16 protein-coding genes are annotated in these 16,663 nt (G+C 54.5%); 9 read left to right on the top strand and 7 right to left on the bottom strand.

The window, feature by feature from the left end:
• Window positions 1–58: 58 nt before the first annotated feature.
• From tmpT to FFI90_RS11200, 4 genes are all read left to right on the top strand, one after another.
• On the top strand, window positions 59–712 hold the full coding sequence (gene tmpT / locus FFI90_RS11215; RefSeq protein ID WP_144778083.1) for a thiopurine S-methyltransferase: 654 nt from the start codon (window positions 59–61) through the stop codon (window positions 710–712).
• Between the two features lie 263 nt (window positions 713–975).
• Complete coding sequence (locus FFI90_RS11210; protein WP_144778082.1) at window positions 976–2,898, top strand: PrkA family serine protein kinase; 1,923 nt, start codon at window positions 976–978, stop codon at window positions 2,896–2,898.
• Window positions 2,899–2,971: 73 nt separating this feature from the next.
• Window positions 2,972–4,261 (top strand): YeaH/YhbH family protein, encoded by a 1,290-nt coding sequence (locus FFI90_RS11205; RefSeq protein ID WP_246123544.1) that lies wholly within the window; start codon window positions 2,972–2,974, stop codon window positions 4,259–4,261.
• Entirely contained in the window at window positions 4,258–5,817 is a 1,560-nt protein-coding gene (locus FFI90_RS11200; protein ID WP_144778080.1) for a SpoVR family protein, read from the top strand. Before FFI90_RS11205 ends, FFI90_RS11200 begins: the two co-directional genes overlap by 4 nt.
• 45 nt (window positions 5,818–5,862) lie before the next feature.
• Here the strand turns inward: FFI90_RS11200 and FFI90_RS11195 are convergent, their stop codons facing one another.
• Genes FFI90_RS11195 through FFI90_RS11185 form a run of 3 tightly spaced genes read right to left on the bottom strand, consistent with a single transcriptional unit; the run spans window position 5,863 to window position 7,858 of the window.
• Entirely contained in the window at window positions 5,863–6,594 is a 732-nt protein-coding gene (locus FFI90_RS11195; RefSeq protein ID WP_144778079.1) for an LrgB family protein, read from the bottom strand.
• Window positions 6,587–6,961, bottom strand: a complete 375-nt coding sequence (locus tag FFI90_RS11190) for a CidA/LrgA family protein (protein WP_144778078.1) — start codon at window positions 6,959–6,961, stop codon at window positions 6,587–6,589. The genes FFI90_RS11195 and FFI90_RS11190 overlap by 8 nt, the downstream gene beginning before the upstream one ends.
• A 15-nt stretch (window positions 6,962–6,976) precedes the next feature.
• Window positions 6,977–7,858, bottom strand: coding sequence for a bile acid:sodium symporter family protein (locus FFI90_RS11185; protein WP_144778077.1), 882 nt, complete (start codon window positions 7,856–7,858; stop codon window positions 6,977–6,979).
• 174 nt (window positions 7,859–8,032) lie between these two features.
• On the opposite strand from FFI90_RS11185, the gene FFI90_RS11180 reads away from it, so the two are divergent.
• The gene (locus FFI90_RS11180) at window positions 8,033–9,487 is read left to right on the top strand and encodes a WS/DGAT/MGAT family O-acyltransferase (RefSeq protein WP_144778076.1); all 1,455 of its coding nucleotides are present in this window, start codon (window positions 8,033–8,035) and stop codon (window positions 9,485–9,487) included.
• A 17-nt stretch (window positions 9,488–9,504) separates the two neighbouring features.
• Here the strand turns inward: FFI90_RS11180 and FFI90_RS11175 are convergent, their stop codons facing one another.
• The gene (locus FFI90_RS11175) at window positions 9,505–10,134 is read right to left on the bottom strand and encodes a TetR family transcriptional regulator (RefSeq protein WP_144778075.1); all 630 of its coding nucleotides are present in this window, start codon (window positions 10,132–10,134) and stop codon (window positions 9,505–9,507) included.
• 195 nt (window positions 10,135–10,329) lie between these two features.
• Here FFI90_RS11175 and FFI90_RS11170 point away from each other — a divergent pair, with 195 nt between their 5' ends.
• Both FFI90_RS11170 and FFI90_RS11165 read left to right on the top strand, forming a co-directional pair.
• A complete protein-coding gene (locus FFI90_RS11170; protein WP_144778074.1) occupies window positions 10,330–11,445 on the top strand; it encodes a ferredoxin reductase in 1,116 nt (371 codons plus the stop codon).
• A 10-nt stretch (window positions 11,446–11,455) separates the two neighbouring features.
• Entirely contained in the window at window positions 11,456–12,535 is a 1,080-nt protein-coding gene (locus FFI90_RS11165) for a fatty acid desaturase family protein (protein ID WP_144778073.1), read from the top strand.
• Between the two features lie 23 nt (window positions 12,536–12,558).
• Here the strand turns inward: FFI90_RS11165 and FFI90_RS11160 are convergent, their stop codons facing one another.
• From FFI90_RS11160 to FFI90_RS11150, 3 genes are read right to left on the bottom strand one after another with little or no spacing between them, the layout of a single operon-like run.
• Window positions 12,559–12,996: an RrF2 family transcriptional regulator gene (locus FFI90_RS11160; RefSeq protein WP_144778072.1), complete on the bottom strand. Its 438-nt coding sequence runs from the start codon at window positions 12,994–12,996 to the stop codon at window positions 12,559–12,561.
• A 29-nt stretch (window positions 12,997–13,025) separates the two neighbouring features.
• Window positions 13,026–13,394, bottom strand: a complete 369-nt coding sequence (locus FFI90_RS11155; RefSeq protein ID WP_144778071.1) for a YbaN family protein — start codon at window positions 13,392–13,394, stop codon at window positions 13,026–13,028.
• Window positions 13,395–13,441: 47 nt separating this feature from the next.
• Window positions 13,442–13,657 carry a hypothetical protein gene (locus FFI90_RS11150; RefSeq protein ID WP_144778070.1) on the bottom strand — a complete coding sequence of 72 codons (216 nt, stop codon included), beginning with the start codon at window positions 13,655–13,657 and terminating at the stop codon, window positions 13,442–13,444.
• A 248-nt stretch (window positions 13,658–13,905) separates the two neighbouring features.
• On the opposite strand from FFI90_RS11150, the gene moaA reads away from it, so the two are divergent.
• On the top strand, window positions 13,906–14,898 hold the full coding sequence (gene moaA, locus FFI90_RS11145; RefSeq protein WP_144778069.1) for a GTP 3',8-cyclase MoaA: 993 nt from the start codon (window positions 13,906–13,908) through the stop codon (window positions 14,896–14,898).
• Between the two features lie 109 nt (window positions 14,899–15,007).
• A complete protein-coding gene (locus tag FFI90_RS11140; RefSeq protein ID WP_144778068.1) occupies window positions 15,008–16,636 on the top strand; it encodes an FAD-binding dehydrogenase in 1,629 nt (542 codons plus the stop codon).
• The last annotated feature ends 27 nt before the right edge of the window (window positions 16,637–16,663 follow it).

The following is a 16,663-nucleotide window of genomic DNA, read 5'->3' as shown; positions in this document are numbered from 1 at the left end:
AATACCGCCAGAGATTAAGGTAGACTGAGCCAAACGTCCAAACAAGAGACTGGAAATCATGGATCACGAATTCTGGCACGAGCGCTGGAGCAAAAAGGAAATCGGCTTCCACGAAGGCTCCGTCAATCAATTTCTTTACGACCACTGGCCAGAGCTCTCCGGCGGTGGCACTGAAGGCGTATTTGTTCCGCTATGCGGTAAAGCCCACGATATGTGGTGGCTGCATGACCGCGGCCACCCGGTTATTGGTGTGGAGCTGAGTGAAATCGCCTGCAAGGACTTCTTTGCCGAGGCTGGCGAAAAAGCCATGGTTCATCCCGGTGAGCCGTTCACTACCTTCCGACATGAAAACCTGGAGCTCTGGGCTGGTGATTTCTTCCAGCTGGTTCCCGATGACCTGAAGGACATCCGCCTGGTATACGACCGCGCCGCTCTGATAGCTCTGCCTGCCCCCATGCGTAAGGCCTACGTGGAACACATCACGGCAATCATTCCCGATGGCACCAGGATCCTGCTCATTACTCTGGACTATAAAACCAGAATTTCTCCACCGCCGTTCAATGTCAGCGACGATGAGGTCCGGGAGCTCTATTCTGCCGACTACGACATCGAGCACATCCTCACCAACACGCTTCCCAACGACCACATGTTTACGAAACGCAAAGGCCTGATCGGCGCAACCGAGAGCGTATTCCGGCTGACTAAACGATAGTGCTGTGTAGGCCGCTGTCGATAGCCCAGGGGCGGCAGCGGTAACATAATTTAATGAACCTTAACCGTTTAATGCCTGTCCAACTTCGTGACCGTGAACTAAGATCAAATTAAACCGACCGAAATCCGACACAGATCGAGAACGGTCGAAACTGTTGATTCCTTTCCATCCACAACTAACCGAACCGCCAGCATGGCGTCCGTAACTGCAACGGGGATATTGCGTGTATTAGAAGCTGAAGACCAGCAAGCGAGGGGCTACCCATGAGCATACTGCAGCAGTTCAAGAACCGGTATGAGAGCACCCAGGAAGAAGAGTACAGCCTCGAGGAATACCTCGAGATCTGCAAAAAAGATCCCACGGCCTATGCCACGGCCGCAGAACGATTATTGATTGCCATCGGCGAACCCGAATTAGTCGATACCTCCCGTGACACCCGCCTGTCGCGCATTTTTTCCAACAAAATCATCAAACGATACCCGGAATTCTCCGAGTTCTACGGCATGGAAGAAGCCGTGGAAAATATTGTGTCGTTCTACCGGCACGCAGCTCAGGGCCTGGAAGAAAAGAAACAGATCCTTTACCTGCTGGGTCCGGTTGGCGGTGGTAAGTCGTCATTGGCAGAGAAGCTCAAGTACCTGATGCAGAAGGTACCCTTCTACGCCATAAAGGATTCGCCGGTTAACGAATCGCCCCTCGGGCTATTCGATCCGGCCGAAGATGCCGGCATTCTGGAGGAGGAGTACGGCATTCCGTCCCGCTACGTGAAAAACATCATGTCGCCTTGGGCCGTCAAGCGCCTGCATGAGTTTGGTGGGGATATCAGCCAGTTCCGTGTGGTGAAAATGTACCCTTCTGTTCTTGATCAGATCGCGGTGTCCAAAACCGAACCGGGGGACGACAACAATCAGGACATTTCTGCGCTGGTAGGCAAGGTAAACATCCGCATGCTGGAAGATTATTCCCAGGATGACCCGGATGCATACAGCTTCAGCGGCGGCCTGTGCAAAGCCAACCAGGGTCTGATGGAGTTTGTGGAAATGTTCAAGGCGCCGATCAAGGTGCTGCACCCGCTGCTGACTGCGACCCAGGAAGGCAACTACAACACCACCGAAGGCATGGGCTCGGTGCCCTTTGACGGCGTTATTCTGGCTCACTCCAACGAATCCGAGTGGCAAACGTTCCGCAATAACAAGCACAACGAGGCCTTCCTTGATCGGGTCTACATCGTCAAGGTGCCCTACTGTGTCCGGGTAACGGAAGAAATCGAAATCTACAAAAAGCTATTGAAAAACAGTTCGCTGGCCGGCGCACCCTGCGCTCCGGATACGCTGGATATGCTCGCTCAGTTTTCCGTGCTTTCGCGCATCAAGGAGCCAGAAAACTCCAGCGTTTTCTCGAAGATGCGAGTCTACGACGGTCAGAACATCAAGGACACGGACCCCAAGGCCAAATCCATTCAGGAATATCGGGATGCAGCAGGCGTTAACGAAGGCATGGATGGCCTCTCTACCCGATTTGCATTCAAGATTCTCTCCAAGGTTTTCAACTTCGATACTACTGAGATCGCAGCCAACCCGGTGCACCTGCTGTATGTGATTGAAAAGCAGATTGAACAGGAGCAGTTCGCGCCAGAAATTCAGGAGCGCTACCTGCGCTTCATAAAAGAATTCCTGGCTCCGCACTACGTTCAGTTTATCGGCAAGGAGATCCAGACCGCCTATCTGGAAAGCTACAGCGAATACGGCCAGAACCTGTTCGACCGCTATGTAACCTATGCCGACCTGTGGATTCAGGATCAGGAATTCCGGGATCCGGAAACCGGTGAGATTCTTGACCGCTCCTCTATCAACGAGGAACTGGAAAAAATCGAAAAGCCGGCTGGCATCAGCAATCCCAAGGATTTCCGCAACGAGGTGGTCAACTTTGTGCTGCGGGCCCGGGCCAACAACCAGGGCCAGAACCCATCCTGGCTCAGCTACGAAAAACTGCGCAGCGTGATCGAGAAGAAGATGTTCTCCAACACCGAAGACCTGCTGCCCGTTATTTCGTTCAACCCCAAAGCCAGCCAGGAAGATCAGAACAAGCACAAACAGTTCGTCGAACGCATGGTCGATCGGGGCTACACGGAGAAGCAGGTGCGCCTGCTGGCAGAGTGGTACCTGCGAGTTCGCAAGTCTCACTAGCAGTGATGGCGGGCTCGCAAAACGAGCCTGCGATCTTTGCCCCGAACGTGCAAGTGGAGTGTGAATTATGGGTATGACCCACATTGTCGACCGACGGCTGAACGGCAAAAACAAGAGCGCGGTAAACCGGGAGCGGTTTTTACGCCGCTACCGGCATCACATCAAAAAGGCCGTTTCTGATGCGGTGCACCGGCGCTCAATCACCGACATTGAACGGGGTGAGAATGTCAGTATTCCCTCGCGGGACACAGACGAGCCCGTGTTCCATCATGGTCAGGGTGGTCACCGCGAAATGGTGCACCCGGGTAACCGGGATTTTGTAGCGGGAGACCGGCTGCCCAAGCCAGAGGGTGAGGACGGTCAAGGCCAGGGGCAAGGCCAGGCCAGCCCCGATGGCGATGGAATGGATGAATTTGCCTTCCAGATCACCCAGGAAGAGTTTCTGAACTTTCTCTTTGATGATCTCGAACTTCCGAACCTTGTGCGCAAAAAACTCAAGGATACTGAAACCTTCAACTACGTGCGCTCCGGGTTCAGCACTCAGGGTGTGCCCGCTAAATTGGATGTGATTCGATCTTTACGCGGCGCTCACGCTCGACGACTGGGTCTGAGCGGCGCCCGCAAGAAAAAAATCCGTGAACTGGAAGCCCAGCTCGCCGAACTCAGAAGCGCTCCCGCCGACCTGGATGCAGCGTTCAGCCATGAAGATCAGATCAAGGCACTGGAGGATGAAATCGCCCGCCTCAAGGCCAATGTAAAGCGGATACCCTTCATTGATGAAATCGACCTGCGCTACCGCCAGCACCTGAAGCAGCCCAAGCCGGCCACCAGCGCCGTCATGTTCTGCCTGATGGACGTATCCGGCTCCATGACCCAGATGCACAAGGACACCGCCAAGCGGTTTTTCATCCTGCTGTATCTGTTCCTGCGAAAAAACTACAAGAAAATCGATGTGGTGTTCATACGCCATCACACCAGCGCCAAGGAAGTGGACGAGGAAGAGTTTTTCTATTCCCGGGAAACCGGCGGCACCATAGTTTCAAGCGCCCTGAAGTTGATGCACAAAATTATCGAATCCCGCTACTCGCCGGCGGAGTGGAACATCTACGCCGCCCAGGCGTCCGACGGCGACAACTGGAATGACGATTCTCCCGTGTGCGGCAAGCTGCTGACCGACCGTATTTTGCCTCTGGTGCAGTATTTCGCTTATGTGGAGATTACGCCCCAGGATCACCAGATGCTGTGGTACGAGTACGAGCGGGTGCAGGAGCGTTTCCCCGAGAGTTTTGCCCAGCAGCAGATTTCCGACCCAAGTGAGATCTACCCGGTCTTCCGCTGGCTTTTTGAGAGGAAAGCGGCATGAGTGATGCCACCGATCGTCCGAACGGGCCGGGCAGTGAGGGCCCGGAAACTCGCACACCGGTTTCCACCGGCTCGGAATGGACTTTCGAGCTTATCGGAAAATACGATGAGGAAATTGCCAAATGCGCCGCCGAGTTCGGCCTGGATACCTACCCAAATCAGGTTGAAGTGATCAGTGCCGAGCAGATGATGGACGCCTACAGCTCCGTTGGCATGCCCGTAGGCTACAATCACTGGTCGTTCGGCAAGCAGTTTCTCAGCACATCCAAAGGTTATCAGCGCGGTCAGATGGGGCTGGCCTATGAGATTGTGATCAACTCCGATCCCTGCATTGCCTACCTGATGGAGGAGAATACTTTGCCCATGCAGGCGTTGGTGATTGCCCATGCCTGTTATGGTCACAACTCTTTTTTCAAGGGTAATTACCTGTTCCGCGCCTGGACAGATGCCAGCGCCATTATCGATTACCTCGTGTTTGCCCGGAACTATGTTTCTGAGTGCGAAGAACGCCATGGCGTAGACGCAGTTGAGCAAATCCTGGATTCCTGCCACGCGTTAATGAACTATGGCGTTGATCGCTACAAGCGGCCTGCGCCTATTTCTGCTGCGAACGAAGTCCTGCGCCAAGAGGAGCGGGAAGAGTACCTGCAGCGCAGGGTGAATGATCTTTGGCGCACTATCCCGAAAATGGACGAGGATGAAGACCCGGTAAAACGCAAAAAGCGCTTCCCGGACGAGCCTCAGGAGAACCTGCTGTACTTCATCGAAAAAAACGCCCCCTTGCTGGAAACCTGGCAACGGGAAATTATCCGGATCGTGCGCAAACTGGCTCAGTATTTCTACCCGCAACGCCAGACTCAGGTTATGAACGAAGGCTGGGCCACCTTCTGGCACTACACCCTGTTGAACCGGATGTACGAGAAGGGCCTGGTAACAGACGGCTTCATGCTGGAGTTCCTGCAAAGCCATACAGCCGTGGTGTACCAGCCCCCGTTCAACAGTCCGTGGTATTCCGGCATCAACCCCTACACCCTTGGCTTTTCCATTTTCATTGACCTGCGGCGGATCTGTGAAGCGCCCACCGATGAGGATCGCGAATGGTTCCCGGACATCGCAGGTACCGACTGGGTGAAAACCCTGCACTTTGCCATGGCCAACTTCAAGGACGAGAGTTTTATCCAGCAGTTCCTCTCGCCCAAAGTCATGCGGGATTTAAAGTTGTTTGCCATTGAAGATAACGACATGGAAGACAGCTACACCGTAACCGCCATCCACGACGAGCCCGGCTACCGCGAACTGCGCGAGAAACTGGCCCGCCAGTACAATCTGAGCTACCGGGAACCCAACATTCAGGTGTGGGGCGTGGATATTCGCGGTGATCGTTCACTGATGCTGCGGCACGTGCCCGTAGACAGGGTGCCACTTGGCAGGGATACAGAAGAGGTTCTACGCCATGCACACAGGCTTTGGGGCTTTGATGTGCATCTGGAAAGCGTGGAAGAAGGCCTTGTGGTGGAAGATTACCATTGCCCCCACGCGCCTCCACCAGACTCCTGATCGCGGCTGCAACAGATGCAGAATAAACTCGCAGTGCCGGTATGATCAGAGCAGCGTCTGAATCCAATCTACCATCCACGGCACCAAAAGCGCTGTCGCGAACGCAGACAGCGCCATTGCCAACCCGGAAAATGCCCCCATTCGATTGCTCACCTGGAACGCTCTCGCGGTTCCTATACCGTGGGCCGCAACGCCCATGGCAATGCCTTTTGCGGTGTCATCTTTCACGCCAATCCACTCAAACAGCTTGGTGCCCAATACCGCCCCGGTGATGCCGGTAATCACCACCAGCACCGCGGTCAGCGAAGGCAAGCCCCCGATCTTCTCGGATATGCCCATGGCCACAGGGGCAGTAGCGGATTTGGGCGCGAGGGACATCTGGATTTCTAACGATCCACCCAATAACCGCGCCAATAAAACAGAGCTGCCCGCCGCGATTCCAACGCCACAAATCAGCGATATCAGAACCGGCAACCACAACTGTCGCAATCTCGAAAACTGCTGATAGAGCGGAACTGCCAACGCCACGGTAGCGGGTCCCAGCAAAAAGTGCACAAACTGTCCGCCGGCAAAATAATCGCTGTAGGAGATACCGGAGACCATCAGCAAAGCGATCAGCATAGCCACCGATGTAACCACAGGATTGGCAAGCGGGCTGGAATTGGTTTTCAGGTAAAAACGGTACGCCAATCCATAGGCTACCAACGTGACTGTAAGCCCCAACAAAGGGGTCGTCGAGAGATAAACCCAAATGTCCTGCAGCCCCGGGTTATTCATCACTGTGCCCTCTCACGGGCTTTGCAAACCAGCGACTTGTTTGTTGCATGATCAACGCCGTGGCCACCATGGTTATAACCGTGCTGAGAAGCAAAGCGAGCGTAATGGGCAGCCATTCATCTGCAATCCGGCCAAAGTGCGTCATCATGCCTACACCCGCAGGAACAAACAGCAAGGACAGATGACTTAACAACGCGGTAGAGGCCTGCTCCACAGATTCCGGAGCCTGGCCACGAATCATCATGGTAACAAACAGCATCACCATACCGAGCACCGGCCCGGGAATAGGTACACCAAGAAGGCGCACAATTATTTCACCTGCCAGCTGATAGACAAGCAGCAGGGTAATACCATTGAGGAAGTGCATTGAGCAGTCCTATCCTTACTTGATGCCAGGGCTGGCACTGGGAATCATGCGCCGCCCATACATGGCCAGCAAGAACCCGATTGGAAACATCAGAACCCCGTATACGGCCGCAGGTATGGACATGGAACTGGATTCCAGCAGCGTCAGCGTCACCATAAGGGCAATCGTACCGTTTTTGACACCCAGTTCTACGGCTACGGCAAGCGACTCTCTCTGTGTCAGCCCAGTGACCCGCCCCGCAAGCAGGCCTATAAAAATACCCGCAGCGTTCAGCAAAATCGTTGCCGGCCCCGCCTGCTTCAGCAGCTCCCAAATCTGATCCCGTACTCCATAAACAAGTGCAAAAATCAGGAGGGCGAGCACAACACCGCCGAACACACTGACAATGCTCTCGGCCTTACGCGCTACCTCGGGTTTGCGGGCACGCACTGCCATGCCTATCGTCACCGGGAAGAGCACGATCCCGATCAGCATGCCGATGGTTTTCCACACCGGCAGCACAATGTTCTCTTCGGTGCCCATATAGAACTGCAGGGCGACGTTGGCAATCAGCGGCAACGTTAGAATGGTGATCAGGCTGGCGCTGACGGTCAGTACAATAGAAAGCGCAATATTACCCCGCGCAAGCAGTACGAAGAGGTTTGAGGTTGTGCCGCCGGGGCAGGCGGCGATGATCACCAGGCCAACCGCAATCGCCGGCGGGACCGACAGCGCAGAGGCCAGAGCAAACGCGACCAGAGGCATCAGAAGAATCTGAGCCACGGTGCCAACAATCATACCTTTGGGATAAACCGCTACCTGACGAAAATCGCGAACAGTCAGCGTCATGCCAATACCGATCATGATAATAAACAGTGCGATCGGCAGTCCTGCCGAGATTAGCGGGCTGGATTCCATAGTGCCTCCGGATGTCTTTGTTTTTATTAACTCATTCTACTGAAAGTAGCACAAGCAGACGGCTTCCATTTTTTTTACATCGAAGATCGTCTGCAAAGGAAGTAACAAGTATACTTGCAGTCAACAATTAAAAGACTTTCTGTCAAGCCCGACTCGGGCAGGGGTGCATAAGGAATGAAACGCCTGGGAACACTGGATGCCTCATGGCTCGCCGTAGAATCTGAAGACACGCCGATGCATGTGGGCAACATGCAGATTTTTTCATTGCCGGAAGGCGCCCCCGATACTTTTCTGCGCGATATGGTCGACAGCATGAAAGCAACCGGGGACATAGCTCCGCCCTGGTGTTACAAGCTGGCATGGTCTGGTTTTCTGGGTCGGCTGTTGGCTCCGTCCTGGAAAGTCGACAAGGATATCGACCTGGATTACCACGTGCGTCATTCTGCATTGCCCAAACCGGGTGGTGAAAGGGAACTCGGTATTCTGGTCTCCAGGCTGCATTCCAACCCTCTCGACTTCGCTCGCCCGCTCTGGGAGTGCCACGTTATTGAGGGGCTTGAGAATAACCGTTTTGCGCTCTATACCAAGATGCATCATTCAATGATTGATGGCATCAGCGGCGTGCGCCTGCTGCAACGGGTGCTTAGCACCGATCCAAAAGAGCGGGACATGTTGCCACCCTGGTCGATGAGGCCAGAACGTCGGCGGGGCAACAAAAGCGATGCGGAAGCGAGCATTCCTGCGGCCTTCTCTCAGGCCCTCGACGCACTCAAATTGCAGGCCGATATGGCCCCGACCCTCTGGCGGGCGGGCACCCGACTCGTGCACTCAGCGCGCCACCCGGAAGATGGCCTGACCCCACCCTTCAAAGGGCCAGTTTCGAAGATCAATCATCGCGTAACCGGCCAGCGCCGATTTGCCACACAGCACTACCAGCTCGACCGCATCAAAGGCCTGGCCCAAGCGTCTGGTTCATCACTGAACGACATTGTGCTTTATTTGTGCGGTACAGCACTGAGGCGCTTTTTGCTTGAGCAGGACGATCTTCCGGATACCCCTCTGACGGCGGGAATTCCAGTCAATATCCGGCCGGCGGATGATGAAGGCACAGGCACCCAGATCAGCTTCATGATCGCCTCTCTTGCAACCAACGAGGCGGACCCCCTTACCCGCCTGCAGAACATCAAATCCTCTACGCGCCGCGCCAAAGAGCACCTGCAGAAACTGCCGAAAAGTGCCCTCAATCAGTACACCATGCTGTTGATGTCGCCTTACATCCTGCAACTTATGTCAGGCCTCGGCGGGCGAATGCGCCCTGTATTCAACGTAACCATTTCCAATGTTCCGGGCCCTCAGGAAACACTTTACTACGAGGGTGCCAGACTGGAGGCCATGTACCCGGTTTCGTTGATTGCCCACGGCGGCGCACTCAACATTACCTGCCTGAGCTATGCGGGATCATTGAATTTCGGATACACCGGCTGCCGGGACACCTTACCCAGCATGCAGAAACTGGCGGTGTATACCGGAGAAGCTCTGGACGACCTGGAGAAGCTGATTCTTCCACCCAAACCCAAGGCCAAACCAAAGCCCAAAAAGGCGGCGGCGAACAAAAACGGTAAGGCCTGAGGCCGGCGGCTCAGCTTTCACGGCCTCCGGTTATCCCAGTGCTGCGCACCGACAAAGATGAGCTGAAGGAAGCGGGTTGTCCGCTTCCTTATTTGCTCTACCTGATACTCGTCATCGGCTGAAACACCCAGCAAATCCGTCAGGCTGAAAGCAACGCTGCGAACCACCAGATCGCAGGTCATCTCCAGATCCCCGTCGGTAAGGTGATCAGCCAGTTTTAGCCGTCTCAAATCGTTCGCCAACTCACTGGCGAAATAGCGCATTTCACTGCGAATACCTTCCTGTATAGCCCGACTCTCGCCGGCAAGCCCCTGCGCCATGAACAGGAAGAAACTGCGGTTGGCCTGAGCGTGGCTGATAAAAATGCCCACAGACTCGTCAATAAGCTTGTCCGCCTGCAGTACGTTCTCGCGTGCCTCTCGCATCATTCGCCGTAAGACCAGCCCGAGTTCGTCAACCAACTGAAGCCCAAGGTCGTCCATATTGCGGAAGTGCCGATAAAATGACGTGGGCACGACGCCCGCCTGGCGAGTCACCTCACGAATGCCCAAGCTGGCAAAATGCCGTCCCTTCCCAACCAGCGTCAGCGGTGCATTCATCAGCTTCTCACGGGTTTCACCGGGTTTGCGTTTTCTTCGTTCCGACATCGCCTGCCCATACCGCATTAATCATTTAAACAGGACTACAAGTGTACACATCCGAAAGGTTTATAGTATCGGATGCTTGTCATTTAATGCCAAAAAAACCATCCCCATTGTGCCTGGAAATGCCCATGTGTACAGTCGTACACAATATGTGCACAAGTGTACACATTTGATCAGGCCGCATAAGGGGAAAACATCATGCTGGCAAAAAACACTCAGACAAAAGCGTTGCACTGGCTTGGAAAGCAGCTTTTCAACCGGAATGATCCTGCTGCGTTCTTCGATCCGCTTCTGGAACAAATAAGCCCCATGTTGGTGCAGGGCCACACGCCCGCGCGCATCGAACAAGTGATTCAGGAAACCCCTGATACGCGAACATTTGTTCTGAAACCTGTTGCACGATGGGCGGGATTTCAAGCGGGGCAGCACATAAACATCAGCGTTGAAGTAAACGGGGTTCTGCGCTCACGCACCTTCAGCCTGTCAAGCTCGCCCGAACTCTGGGCTCAACAGGGGCTGGTCACGCTGACCATCAAGCGACTGCCGGGCGGCCTCGTAACAAACTGGCTGCACGATAAATTGGGTTGTGGCACGGTCATTGGTCTGGGAGAAGCATTCGGTGATTTTTTGCTGCCGCAGCCGCCACACCCTGTGCTCTTTATTGCAGGCGGCAGCGGGATTACGCCCGTTTTGAGCCATTTGGAAACCATGGTCGCCCAGGACTTCCGGGCCCCAGTCACCCTGCTCTATTTCGTGCGCACTCATAAAGACATCATAGCGGCCGAGCAACTAAAGGCCCTTGAAAGCCGCTACGGCGCTCTGACTCTGAGCATCATCGCTACCGATGAAAGCGACAAACCCCGCTATTTGAAAAGCCAGGATCTTGAAGCCGTACCCGGGCTTAAAGCCAGGCAGATCTTCCTGTGCGGTCCAATGGGGCTAATGGATCTGGCCAACGAGCTGTTACGCAAGCAGGGGGTTCGTGAACAGGATATCCACAGCACCTTTTTTTCTACGGCAGCTCCGGCGCTGAGCGCCGATCTGGAAAACCAGGCTCTGGGCGGCAAAGTGCAATTTGAAAAGAGCAATCTGCAAGCCAGCTCCGAGGGCGATGCCAGCTTACTGGAAATAGCTGAGGCGTCGGGCCTTAGGCCACGACACGGCTGCCGCATGGGCATTTGCCATCAATGCAGCTGCCGCAAGACAAGCGGCACAGTGATCAACCGGCTCACCGGCCAAACCTCCGGGCCAGGGGAAGAAAGCGTTCAGCTTTGTATATCCATTCCCCATGGCCCTGTAACCATCGACGTTTAAGGAGCAAAGCATGAAACAGCTGACCGAAGACCAGCTCCAGGAACTGGCGCAAGATCTCAACACCATTCGCGATGACGTTCTTGCAGATCTGGGAGAGCGGGACGCCAATTACATACGCAGGGTAATCCGGTTGCACCGCGCACTTGAAGTGGGAGGTCGGGTCATGATGCCGTTCGGTTTTATCCCTCCGGTTTTTGTAGCAGCAACTTTCTCGCTGGGCCTGTCAAAGATCATAGAGAACATGGAAATTGGCCATAACGTGATGCATGGCCAATATGACTGGATGAACGACCCCAGCCTGCACTCACAGACCTACGAATGGGACACCGCGTGTTCGTCTGATTCCTGGCGCCGCACGCACAATTACGAACACCACACCTACACCAACATCATCGGCAAAGATCGGGACTACGGCTACGCTCTGTTGCGCCTGAGTGATGACGAAAAATGGCACCCGGCCCACATTCTGCAGTTTTTCAACTACATCCTGCTGAGCGTGTTTTTCCAGTGGGGTGTGAGCTTGCATGAGCTGGAGTTCGAGCGGATACGCAGCAGGGAAATCCGCCTGCGTGACAAACTCCCGTTTCTGAGGGATTTCGTGCGCAAAGGTGGGCGCCAGGCGTTCAAAGACTATGTATTCTTCCCGCTTGTCACCCTGCCGGTGGCACCCATCGTGCTGGCAGGGAATCTCAGCGCCAACCTGATGCGCAACCTTTGGTCATCCACGGTAATTTTCTGCGGCCACTTCACTCAGGATGCAGAAACGTTCGAGGCAAAAGACTGCGAGAATGAAAGCAAAGGCCACTGGTATTTGCGCCAGCTAACCGGCTCTTCAAACTTCACCGGCAGCAAATGGGTCCACCTGCTCAGCGGGCATCTGAGTTATCAGATCGAACACCATGTTTTCCCGGACCTGCCCGCACACCGTTACCCGGAGATTTCCGAAAAAGTTCAGGCAGTATGTCGCAAGCACGGCATAGGCTACAACACCGGCAGCTTCAAGCATCAGTACGCGAGTGTGGTGAAAAGAATACTGACCTATTCATTGCCCGACCGGCTGCGCATGAAACTTACGAGTCAACCGGCCTGAGCCAGGCAGGAACATGAAGGCAATCAGGCGATCTGAAGCAGTCTTAATAACTGCGGCTTGTACTGATCCTTCATGACATCTTTCAGGGTGTACTTGTCGAGCACCGCAAGAAACGCGTGCAAGGCTTCACCGAACATGGGCTTGAGCCCACAAACCGGAGTGATTTTGCAGGCGTTTTTGTCGGAGTAACATTCTACGATACTGAGGTCATGCTCTGTTTCGCGCACCAGGATACCCACATTGATACTTTCGGGCTCCATGTGTAGACGCATTCCGCCTTTTTTTCCGCGGACTGTTTCGATATAGCCCTTCTTGTTGAGCTGGTGCACCACCTTCATCAGGTGGTTTTTGGAAATGTCATAGCTGTCGGCGATCTCTTGAATCGTCGTTAACCGATCACCCTGCTGCGCCAGATAGATCAGTACACGCAGCGAGTAATCAGTGTAGCGGGTAATGTGCATTTAACACTCCGGTTGTTCAATCATGGCGGTCAGTACGATGGACGGGTAACGATATAACTTGCGACGCAAACCATAAAAGTGCCCGAAACAGCCAGTACCATTCCTGCGGCGCCCAAAAATAAAAGAAGGCCCCAACTCAGGATCATCATGCTGCATGCCAGCACCTTCGCCGTTAACGGGATAACCCGATTACGACGCCAGTCTCTGATGGCTGGCCCGAACGAAGGATGCCCCTCAAGCCAGCGCGCAAATGCAGGGGAACCTTTGCTGGCAAAAAACGCGGCAAGCAGAACAAATGGCGTCGTTGGCAACAAAGGCAGCACCACACCGATAGCAGCGAGCCCTATGGATATATACGCAAGAATTCTAAAACCGGTTTTACCGGGTTGCGCGGCCATAGCCTGTACCTCAGCGCTGTTCAATCCAGCATTCATTCTACCGCTAATCAGTGAACAGGTCTTCCAAGGCGACTTAAAAACACGAGCCTGGCGACGTAGGAAATCTTGATACCTACCGCAAATAACAGCGTGCCAATATGAGCCAGCACCTGAATCATCATCGGAAAGCGCCCGGCAAGGGGGTACGCCATCAAAATCGTGGCAATCAGTCCAAGTAGCGACCAAACTATCGCACTATTTGCACGAAACAGCAGTTTTTCCATCTTATCCTCCAGTACAACGATCGTAGGATTTATTCTTTCGCCCGATAAGATATATTTTATAGCTATGTTTAGATCAAAAATCAACCACTCTCTGCAAAGTTTTACGAGCCCCTGACAAAAACGGCGACCGCCAAAGAGAATCGCGAGACTTACCCCGCGAGGGGTATCGGATTCACCAGTTGATTCTGCGATACTCGTTTCATTATCAATCCGTAAACGCGCTTTCAGCAGTTACAGGAAAGAAACCGATGTCACAGAGCAAGCTGACAGACCGCTTTGGTCGGACCGTCAATTACGTGCGCCTGTCCGTTACCGATCGCTGCGATTTTCGCTGCGTATACTGCATGGCGGAAGAAATGACGTTCCTGCCCCGGCAACAGGTCCTCACGCTTGAAGAAATCGCCCGGCTAGCCAAAACCTTTGTGTCTCTGGGTACCGAAAAAATTCGTCTTACCGGTGGTGAGCCGCTGGTGCGCAAAGACATTATTGAGCTTGTCCGGGAAATCGGAACCTACGGCTTGCGTGATTTCGCCATGACCACCAATGGTAGCCAGTTGCCCACCATGGCAGAGCCACTGCGCAAAGCTGGCCTGAAACGCCTGAATATCAGCCTCGACTCACTGGACCCAATCAAGTTCGCGAGCATCACCCGTACCGGAAAACTGTCGCGGGTGCTGGAAGGCCTAGATGCTGCCCGTGAAGCCGGGTTTGACGGCATTAAACTGAACACCGTGGTGATGAAAGGCGGGAATGATCACGAAGTTCCGGATCTGATCGAGTTTGCACGGAAGAAAAACGTCGACATTACCTTTATTGAAGAAATGCCTCTGGGTACCATTTCCGCGCACGATCGCGGGCAGGCGCTGTGCACCAGTGATGAAGTGCGTGACATCGTCCGCCAGCACCATGAGCTGATCCCGACACCGGAAGACTCCGGCGGCCCGGCCCGTTACTACCGGATGTCTGACAGCCCTATCAAGGTGGGCTTTATTTCGCCCCACTCCCACAATTTTTGCGCCACCTGCAACCGGGTGCGCGTAACGGTTGAAGGCAGACTGTTGCTTTGCCTTGGGAACGAGCACTCTGTCGATCTTCGGCGGGTTCTGCGCGGCTACCCGGTAAACGATGACAAACTCCGGCAAACCATTATTGACTCCATGGACCTGAAGCCTGAGCGCCATCACTTCTCCACCAATGGCGATGTTCAGATTCTTCGCTTCATGAATATGACCGGGGGCTAACCCCCGGCAATTCTCCAACCTTTGACACCCCTCATGGCACTGGTTTGATTTATCGTTAAGCATTAAGCTCTTGGATCAACTAACAATAAGAATGAGCTGATAACGAGCCATGCATACCTACAACAGTGAAGTCGTCGTGATTGGTGCCGGCCTGGCCGGAATTGCAACGGCACTGGAGTTGCTCGACCTCAACGTGCCGGTTGTGTTGCTGGATGGCGCGCCGGATGGCAAACCCGGGGGCCAGGCTAACGAAGCGTTTGGCGGCATGTTGCTGAGCAACACAGCTGAGCAAGCACGCAACAAGATAAAAGACTCCCCGGAATTACTGCTGACTGACTGGCACAATGCGGCCTGCTTCAGTGACGACGACCATTGGCCCAAACGCTGGGCTGAGCTCTATGCGGAACAGAACCGGCCAATGATCTACGACTGGCTGAAGCAGCGCGGCATCCGCTTTTTTCCTTCCGTGCAGTGGGTTGAGCGTGGCCTTTACGGCAACGGCAACAGTGTGCCCCGATATCATATTGCCTGGGGCTGTGGCCGAGGCGTGGTGCAAACACTATTACAACAATTGGAATCCCACCCGAACCTTGAACAGCTCACCTTTCTCAGCGGCCATCGTGTGAGCACTCTGTGTCTGAGCGATGGAAAGATCACCGGTTGCGAGGGCGTCATTACGGGCAATGACAACGAACCAGGCAGCCGGGCTTTTTCTGTTTCCGCTACTCACACGGTGGTCTGTACCGGAGGGATCAACGGTAACCTGGACAAAGTACGCCAACACTGGGATCCCTGTTACGGCCCGGCCCCTGCAAACCTGCTCAGCGGTTCCAGCCCGGATGCCGACGGTGCTATGCACGATGAAGTTGCCAGAGCCGGCGGCCAGGTCGTCAACCTCAACCAGATGTGGAATTACGCTGCGGGCGTTCGCCACCCGGAGCCCGCCTTTTCTGACCATGGCCTCAGTCTGATACCGCCTCGCTCGGCGCTGTGGCTGGATCAACATGGCCGTCGAATTGGCCCCATGCCGTTGATTACCGGCTTCGATACACACGATCTCTGCAAACAAATCGGAAACCTGCCCGGACAGATTTCCTGGCAGGTTATGAACTACCGGATTGCTGTGCGGGAGCTAGCTGTGTCCGGCACCGATACCAATCCGGACTTCCGTGATGGCAAACTGCTTCGCGTGGTCTGGAACACCTTGCGCGGTGGCGACCCGGCACTTATGGATTGGCTAATAAAACAATGCCCGGATGTTGTCAGTGCAAATACTCCCGAAGAGCTGGCGGCAAAGATGAATGAGGCCGCCGGCAACAACGAGGTCCGCGCCAAAGATATGATTCGCGATATACGTGCCTACGACAGCAACATAGCCCGGGGTAAAAAGCTGCAAAATGACGACCAGATACGACGGCTCGTTCAGCTACGGAACTGGCTGCCGGACCGTTTTCGAACCTGCAACCTGCAGCCCATAATCGACCCGGCCGCAGGCCCACTGATTGCCATTCGTGAACAACTGATCAGTAGAAAAAGTATGGGTGGCATGCAAACAGACACCCAGTCCCGTGTTCTCGACGCGGCTGGTGAGTCCATTCCCGGGCTTTACGCTGCGGGCGAGGCTACCGGGTTTGGTGGTGGAGGCATCTCCGGAATAAGGTCTCTGGAAGGTACATTTTTATCCAATTGTATTCTCAATGGCCGGCGGGCCGCTCAAAGCATCGCCGGCAAGCTTTAAAGCTGCAGCGCAATGAACCACCGCCCT

It is taken from the genome of Marinobacter maritimus (assembly GCF_007671675.1).
Classification (GTDB): Bacteria; Pseudomonadota; Gammaproteobacteria; order Pseudomonadales; family Oleiphilaceae; genus Marinobacter; species Marinobacter maritimus.
This window is presented reverse-complemented; position numbering and strand designations above follow the sequence as displayed.